5 protein-coding genes are annotated in these 7,179 nt (G+C 33.3%); 4 read left to right on the top strand and 1 reads right to left on the bottom strand.

Annotated elements, in window-relative coordinates; translation table 11 throughout:
- Positions 1-328 precede the first annotated feature (328 nt).
- The gene (locus tag B2745_RS10810; RefSeq protein WP_304066325.1) at positions 329-1,747 is read right to left on the bottom strand and encodes an alanine/glycine:cation symporter family protein; all 1,419 of its coding nucleotides are present in this window, start codon (positions 1,745-1,747) and stop codon (positions 329-331) included.
- Between the two features lie 163 nt (positions 1,748-1,910).
- Between B2745_RS10810 and hemA the strand changes: the two genes are divergently transcribed.
- From hemA to hemL, 4 genes are read left to right on the top strand one after another with little or no spacing between them, the layout of a single operon-like run.
- Positions 1,911-3,140, top strand: a complete 1,230-nt coding sequence (gene hemA, locus B2745_RS10805; RefSeq protein ID WP_304066323.1) for a glutamyl-tRNA reductase — start codon at positions 1,911-1,913, stop codon at positions 3,138-3,140.
- Positions 3,141-3,199: 59 nt separating this feature from the next.
- Positions 3,200-4,789 carry a hydroxymethylbilane synthase gene (gene hemC, locus B2745_RS10800; protein ID WP_304066320.1) on the top strand — a complete coding sequence of 530 codons (1,590 nt, stop codon included), beginning with the start codon at positions 3,200-3,202 and terminating at the stop codon, positions 4,787-4,789.
- A gap of 13 nt (positions 4,790-4,802) precedes the next feature.
- Positions 4,803-5,774, top strand: coding sequence for a porphobilinogen synthase (gene hemB / locus B2745_RS10795; protein ID WP_304066342.1), 972 nt, complete (start codon positions 4,803-4,805; stop codon positions 5,772-5,774).
- A 28-nt stretch (positions 5,775-5,802) separates the two neighbouring features.
- Positions 5,803-7,179, top strand: a complete 1,377-nt coding sequence (hemL, locus tag B2745_RS10790; protein ID WP_304066317.1) for a glutamate-1-semialdehyde 2,1-aminomutase — start codon at positions 5,803-5,805, stop codon at positions 7,177-7,179.

Here is a 7,179-nt window from a genome sequence, read left to right as displayed (position 1 = left end):
GCTTTTTTGTGATTATCGGATTCCTTACGATAATATTTCTTTTCATTCTTTTCTTTTATATTTTATGGATACTAGTGAATGAAGTGTTTAACATTCTAGTAGCACATTAGTATTTTAGCACAACATCTATCTCTAATGTTAACTTATCAGGTATTTACGGACTAGTGAAGGACTATAACGCTATAATTATATTTTTCTTTATATCTATATAAAGCAACAATAAATAAAGAGAATGGGCCTTTTAGAAAATAGTGGGTTATATAAAGCATCTTTGAAAAACTCATTTTTTACATAATCAGAGTTAATTTAAACGTATTAGCTATTTCGTTTACCACTCACTTGTATTTTTAATCCCTAATTCTTTGGCGTTAAATGTAGGATTTAATCCTTTTTTCTTTTGCATTTTATAATCTTTCAAAGCGATTAAAGCAGGTTTTCTCAGTAAAAATATTGCTATGATATTTAACCAAGCCATAACTCCAACACCTATATCGCCAATGATCCATGCGATTTCTGCCGTTTTTATTGTCCCATAATATACACTGATAATGAATAATATTCTGAGCAACCATATTAACCATTTTCGATTTTTGATATCCAAATAGCTTAAGTTTGCTTCTGCAATGAAGTAATATGCCATTAGCGTGGTAAAAGCAAAAAAGAATAAAGAGATTGCAACAAAAGGGTTACCTAAAAGTGGGAAATGATGACTTATTGCTAATTGTGTAAATGCTGGCCCCGTTGCTATACCTGGTAAATTTTCTACTATAAAACCACCTTGCGGATTTATTACATTGTATTTTCCTGTAAATAGTATCATTAGTGCTGTAGCTGTACAAACAAAAAGTGTATCTACGTAAACAGAAAATGCCTGAACAAGTCCTTGCTTTACTGGATGTGATATTTCAGCAGCGGCGGCGGCATGTGGAGCTGTCCCTTGTCCTGCTTCATTGGAGTAAATACCTCTTTTAACTCCCCATGAAATCGCCATTCCGAAGAGACCGGAAAATGCCGGTTCAACAGCAAATGCAGACTTTATAATAAGGTAAAGAACGGAGGGGACTTCACTTATATTCATTAAAATAATAACAACAGCCATTAATATGTAGGCACCGGCCATAAAGGGAACGGTTATTTCAGCAACTTTACCAATTCTTTTAACTCCTCCAAAAATTATAAGTGCTAAAAGAATAGAAATAAATATACCTGTATATTCTAGAGGTATACCAAAAGCATTAAAACTACTTGTTGCAATACTATTGCTTTGTACTCCGGGTAAAAAAATAGCAGTACTCAGGATAGTTGCTATTGCAAATAACATGGCATACCATTTTATATGAAGACCCTTTTCTATGTAAAACGCAGGACCACCGCGATACTGACCATCTTTTACCTCTTTATAAATTTGCCCTAAAGTGGCTTCGATAAAAGCAGAAGCACTTCCTAGAAAAGCAATTACCCACATCCAAAAAATTGCACCAGGACCACCCATAGCAATGGCAGTGGCAACACCAGCAATATTTCCTGTGCCAACCCTACCGGCAATAGCTATAGAAAATGCTTGAAATGAGCTTACACCTTTTTTAGAAGATTCTGTTTTAAAGAGTAGCTTAAGCATTTCTTTAACATGTGTGATTTGTAAAAATCCGGTTGTTATGGAGAAATAAATTCCCGCAGCAAGGCATAAAATAATAAGGGCATTGCTCCAGATTAAGCTATTTATAGTGGTGATGATGCTTTCTATCATAGAAAATTATTTTTATAAAAATGTTAAATGTATTTGATTTTCCAAGTCTTGTAATAAAAAAAATAATGGTTATTTAAATCCTTTCTAAATAATTGCAATTGACAAATGATTGACATAGGAGTAAGATAGCTATTTTACATTTGTAGAGTTCAAAAATATATCATTGAAGTATCTAAAAATTATAGCGTTTACTCATAAGCAGATTGAGCTTGATAAGTTGGGATGTTTAGTATTATGTAATGATGCTATAGATTCGACACTTCATCTGGTTCGGGAAAAGTTCAATATTTCTGAAATATTTTACTTGGGTACCTGTAATAGAGTAGAATTTATTTTTACAGCAGAGCATGATATTAGCAAAGATTTTGTAAAACGCTTTTTAGATGTATTTCATAGAGGTAGGGTAGCTGATAGTGATTTAAATCTTATTGTTGACGGATGTTGCATTTATGAACAGGAAGATGCTCTTAATCATTTAATGCGTGTTTCAAGTTCGCTTGAAAGTTTGGTTGTTGGTGAAAAGGAGATATTAGCACAAGTAAGAAAAGCTTACGAGTCTTGTAAAGAGAAAGGTTTTACAGGAGATTTTATGAGACTTATTATGAATAGGGTTGTGAAAACTGCTAAAGAGGTTTATACATACACCAATATTTCTAAAAACCCTATTTCTGTTGTCTCCTTAGCATATAGAAAGCTTAGAGATTTAAAAATAATCCCAAATAGTAGGATTTTAATTATAGGGGCAGGAGAAACAAATCAGAATTTAGCTAAATATCTTAAAAAGCATAAATATCAAAATTTTTCTGTTTTTAACAGGACTTTAAGTAAAGCGCAAGCGTTGGCCTCACAACTGGGTGGTGTTGCTTACACACTAGAAGACTTAACGAATTATTCTTCAGGTTTTGATGTAATTATCACTTGTACAGGTGCAACAGAACCCATTATCACTAATGATTTATATATAAAGCTGTTAAATGGAGATACATCAAAGAAAATTATTGTAGATTTAGCTATACCTAATGATACTCATCAGGAGGTAATAGCAAATTTTAAGCTTGAATATATTGATGTTAAAACTTTACAGGATATAGCAGAAAAAAATCTTAAAGAGCGTTATCAAGAATTAATTAATGGCGAAGCAATTATAGAGAAGAATATTAAAGAATTCAGACCTATTTTGAAGCAACGTAGAATTGAGCTCGCCATGAAAGAGGTTCCTGAAAAGATAAAGGAAATCAAATCTAGAGCGTTAAATTCTGTATTTGCAGATGAAGTAAATTCTTTAGATCCTACTTCCAGAGAGGTTTTAGAAAAGGTTATGGCTTATATGGAGAAAAAATATATAAGTGTTCCTATGGTTATGGCTAAAGATATTTTAGTTAATAACGCATAATATCCAACTTTTCATAAAATAGCTTCAAAAGTTTTATTTTTACCTATATTTTAAGTCAATTGAATAGAACAATTATCATAGGAACAAGAGGGAGTGACCTTGCACTCTGGCAAGCTAACAATGTGGCTGCAAAACTTAATCACATTGGTGTTGAAACTGAAATTAAAATTATCAAAACTCAAGGAGATCATATATTAAATCTCAGATTAGATAAATTAGAAGGAAAAGGTTTTTTTACAAAAGAATTAGAAGAGCATCTTCTAGCAGGAACTATTGATATAGCTGTTCACTCTCATAAAGATTTACCAACAGAGAATCCTCCTGGATTAAGAATTGCTGCCGTTTCTGAAAGAGAGGATCCGTCTGAGATTATTTTAATCTTAAAAGATTGTGTAGACTTATCCAAAAAGCTATCAGTTAAGCATAATGGCATTGTAGGTACCTCATCTAACAGAAGACAATCTCAATTACTAGCAGTTAGACCTGATTTGGAGATTGAAGATTTAAGAGGTAATATCAATACAAGAATTCAAAAATTAAGAGATGAAAATTATGATGCCATTATTTTAGCTAAAGCTGGTATTAGTAGATTAGAGCTTGATTTATCTGAATTTTACATAGAAGAGATTGAACCTACTTCTGAGCTTGTACCGGCTCCTGCACAAGGTGTTTTGGCTGTTCAAACGAGAGATCAGGATGATGAGCTTAATACAATTTTACAGCAAATTAATGACGCTGACGTAGCAGCTTGCATTGCTGTAGAAAGAAAAGTTCTTAATCTTTTTAATGGCGGCTGCCACATGCCGTTAGGTTGTTATTGCGAGAAAGAAGATAATTTATTTAAAGTTTGGACAACCAAGGCAAATTCAGGTGAAGAGTTTCCAGATAGATTATATATAGAATCATCAACAACTGAAAATTTAGCAGAGAAAATTGTAGCTAAATTTGATTTAGAAAAAAGAAAATTAGCTAGAAAAGTATTCATATCGAGAGAATTATCAGAGCATAGCTATTTTTATAAAGCTTTAACAAAGCATGGTATAGAGATTGAAGCTCGATCATTAATTAAAACTGTACCAACCATACATAAACTTGATTCTTACATTTTTAGAAATATAGATTGGATTTTCTTCAGTAGTAAAAACGGAATCGAGTACTTTTTTAAATTAAATCCTGTGTTACCAAAGGATGTGAAATTTGGAGTTGCAGGTAGAGGTTCAGAAGATGCTTTAAGGCAACTAGGAAAAGTACCGTCTTTTGTTGGAGATAATGGTGATATTACAGAAGTAGCTGATGAATTTGCATCTGTAGCTAACGGAACACATGTTTTATTTCCATCAGCAAAAGATTCTTTAAGAACCATACAAAAAGCTTTATCACAAGAAACACAAATAACAAATTTAACCATATATGAAACCATATTGGTTGATGATGTTGACCAAAGTTTCGCAGATGTATTGGTATTCACCAGTCCGTCTAACGTTGAAGCCTATTTTGTGGATAACTTATTGGAGCCAGGACAAAAAATTGTTGCAATAGGGGTATCCACCGGTAAAAAGTTCGATGAAATGAATGTTCCTTATATATTGCCTTCATCGCCAGATGAAATTGGTTTGGCTGAGGCAGTTTTTGGGATAGATATAAAATAGATTTAATATGATGATGCTTAGCAGACCAAGAAGAAACAGAAAATCTGAGGTGATTAGAAATATGGTTCAAGAGAATTTTCTTAGAGCTTCTGATTTTATTTTTCCGCTTTTTATTATTGATGGTAAAAATCAAAAAACAGAGGTTTCTTCTATGCCAGGCATTTATAGGTATTCTATTGATTTACTTTTAAAAGAAGTTGAGTCTTGTCTTAAACTTGGTCTTAAATCTTTTGACTTATTCCCAAATCTAGAAGAATCTCTAAAAGATACAAAAGCTACAGAAAGCTTGAATAAAAATGGATTGTATCTAAAAGCGATTAAGGAGGTTAAATCTAATTTTCCAGAAGCTTGTATTGTTACAGATGTAGCTATGGATCCATACAGTTCTGATGGGCATGATGGTTTAGTTAGAAATGGTGAAATTGTAAATGATGAAACGCTAGAAATATTAGCTAAAATGGCTGTAGCACAGGCAGAAGTTGGTGCAGATATTGTTGCACCTTCTGATATGATGGATGGCAGAGTAGGATACATCAGAGAAGCACTAGATGCAGCAGGTTTTACCAATGTTTCTATTATGTCTTATACAGCAAAATATGCAAGTGCATTTTACGGACCTTTTAGAGATGCTTTAGATTCTGCTCCACGTTTTGGTGATAAAAAGACTTATCAGATGAATCCGGCAAACCAAAGAGAAGCTTTAATTGAAGGGATGTTAGATAGCCAAGAAGGAGCCGATTTTTTAATGGTGAAACCAGCTTTAGCTTATCTAGATGTTATTAAATTAATGAAAGATAATTTTGACTTACCTATTGCGGCATATAACGTAAGTGGTGAGTACGCCATGATAAAAGCAGCGGCACAAAATGGATGGTTAGATGAAAAGAAAGCTACTTTAGAAACCTTAATGGGTATTAAAAGAGCTGGAGCTGATGTTATTTTAACTTATCATGCCAAGGAAGTTTTGGCTAATAATTGGATTTAATAAGAGATTACCCCATAATTATAAAAAGATGTTCGATTCGATAAAAAAGATTTTTAGTAGCGGTGAGGAAGAAACTACATCCTTAAATTCTGGAGCAAAACCAGATATATCCAGAGAAAAGTCTGCTCAATTATATGAAAAAGCAAAAACCTTTTTTCCAGGTGGTGTAAATTCACCGGTAAGAGCTTTTAAATCTGTTTATGGAACGCCTCTTTTTATAGAAAAAGGTGATGGTTGCTATTTATGGGATGCAGATGGCAATCAATTTATTGATTTTTGCTGCTCATGGGGACCATTAATTTTAGGTCATAATCCTGCAAAAGTAAGAGAAAAAGTTGTTGAGGTAATGGCTAATGGAATGTCTTTTGGTGCTCCAACAGCTTTAGAAAATGAATTGGCAGAGCTTATCATCTCTAATAATAAGTACATAGAAAAGATAAGATTTACGAGTTCTGGTACAGAAGCTGTAATGTCTGCTATCCGTTTAGCAAGAGGTACTACCAAAAGAGATAAAATTATAAAATTTGAAGGCTGTTATCATGGTCACTCAGATTCTCTTCTAGTGAAAGCGGGTTCTGGTTTGGTTACTTTTGGAGAAACATCATCTGCTGGTATACCAAAATCTTTTGCTAATGAAACTATTGTAGTTTCGCTTAATGATAAAGAAGCTTTGAAAAAGGCTTTTGAGGGATTTAAAGACCAAATTGCGGCAGTTATTATAGAGCCAGTGCCAGCTAATAATGGTTTACTTTTACAAGACAAAGATTTTCTACAATTTGTAAGAGATATTTGTAATGAAAACTGTGCTTTATTAATATTTGATGAAGTAATTTCTGGCTTTAGAGTAGGTTTTGAAGGTGCTGCCGGATATTATGATATACAACCAGACATTGTTACTTACGGTAAAATTATTGGCGGTGGGTTACCTGTAGGTGCTTATGCATCTTCATCGGCAATTATGTCTAATATATCTCCGGAAGGAGGGGTTTATCAAGCAGGTACATTATCTGGCAACCCGGTTGCTATGGCTGCTGGTATTGCTCAATTAACCGAACTTAGTAAATCTGGCTTTTATAAAGAATTAAATAATAAAACTCAAGAGTTTACAGATTCTATACAACGTTACGCCACTGCAAAAAACTATAAATTTAAAGTGTTTACTATAGGTTCTATCTTTTGGTTTGCCTTCACCGATAAAGATAAAATCCAAACGGCAGAAGATATAGACCCGGCTAGTATGGAGAAGTTTAAGGTGATGCACAAAGAATTACTTAATAGGGGAGTTTATTTCGGACCCTCAGGTTACGAGGTAGGCTTTATATCAGCAGCGCACAGTAAGTTAGATTTAGAGAAGGCAAAAAGACAAATTTTTGAAACTTTAGACATCGTATTCAGAAGCAGATAA

This window comes from Pedobacter glucosidilyticus (assembly GCF_002483235.1).
Taxonomy (GTDB): Bacteria; Bacteroidota; Bacteroidia; order Sphingobacteriales; family Sphingobacteriaceae; genus Pseudopedobacter; species Pseudopedobacter glucosidilyticum_B.
This window is presented reverse-complemented; position numbering and strand designations above follow the sequence as displayed.

Excerpts from the sequence above, each read along its gene's own strand:
- B2745_RS10810 (WP_304066325.1), bottom strand. The coding sequence starts at position 1,747 with ATGATAGAAAGCATCATCACCACTATAAATAGCTTAATCTGGAGCAAT.
- hemB (WP_304066342.1), top strand. The coding sequence starts at position 4,803 with ATGCTTAGCAGACCAAGAAGAAACAGAAAATCTGAGGTGATTAGAAAT.
- hemL (WP_304066317.1), top strand. The coding sequence starts at position 5,803 with ATGTTCGATTCGATAAAAAAGATTTTTAGTAGCGGTGAGGAAGAAACT.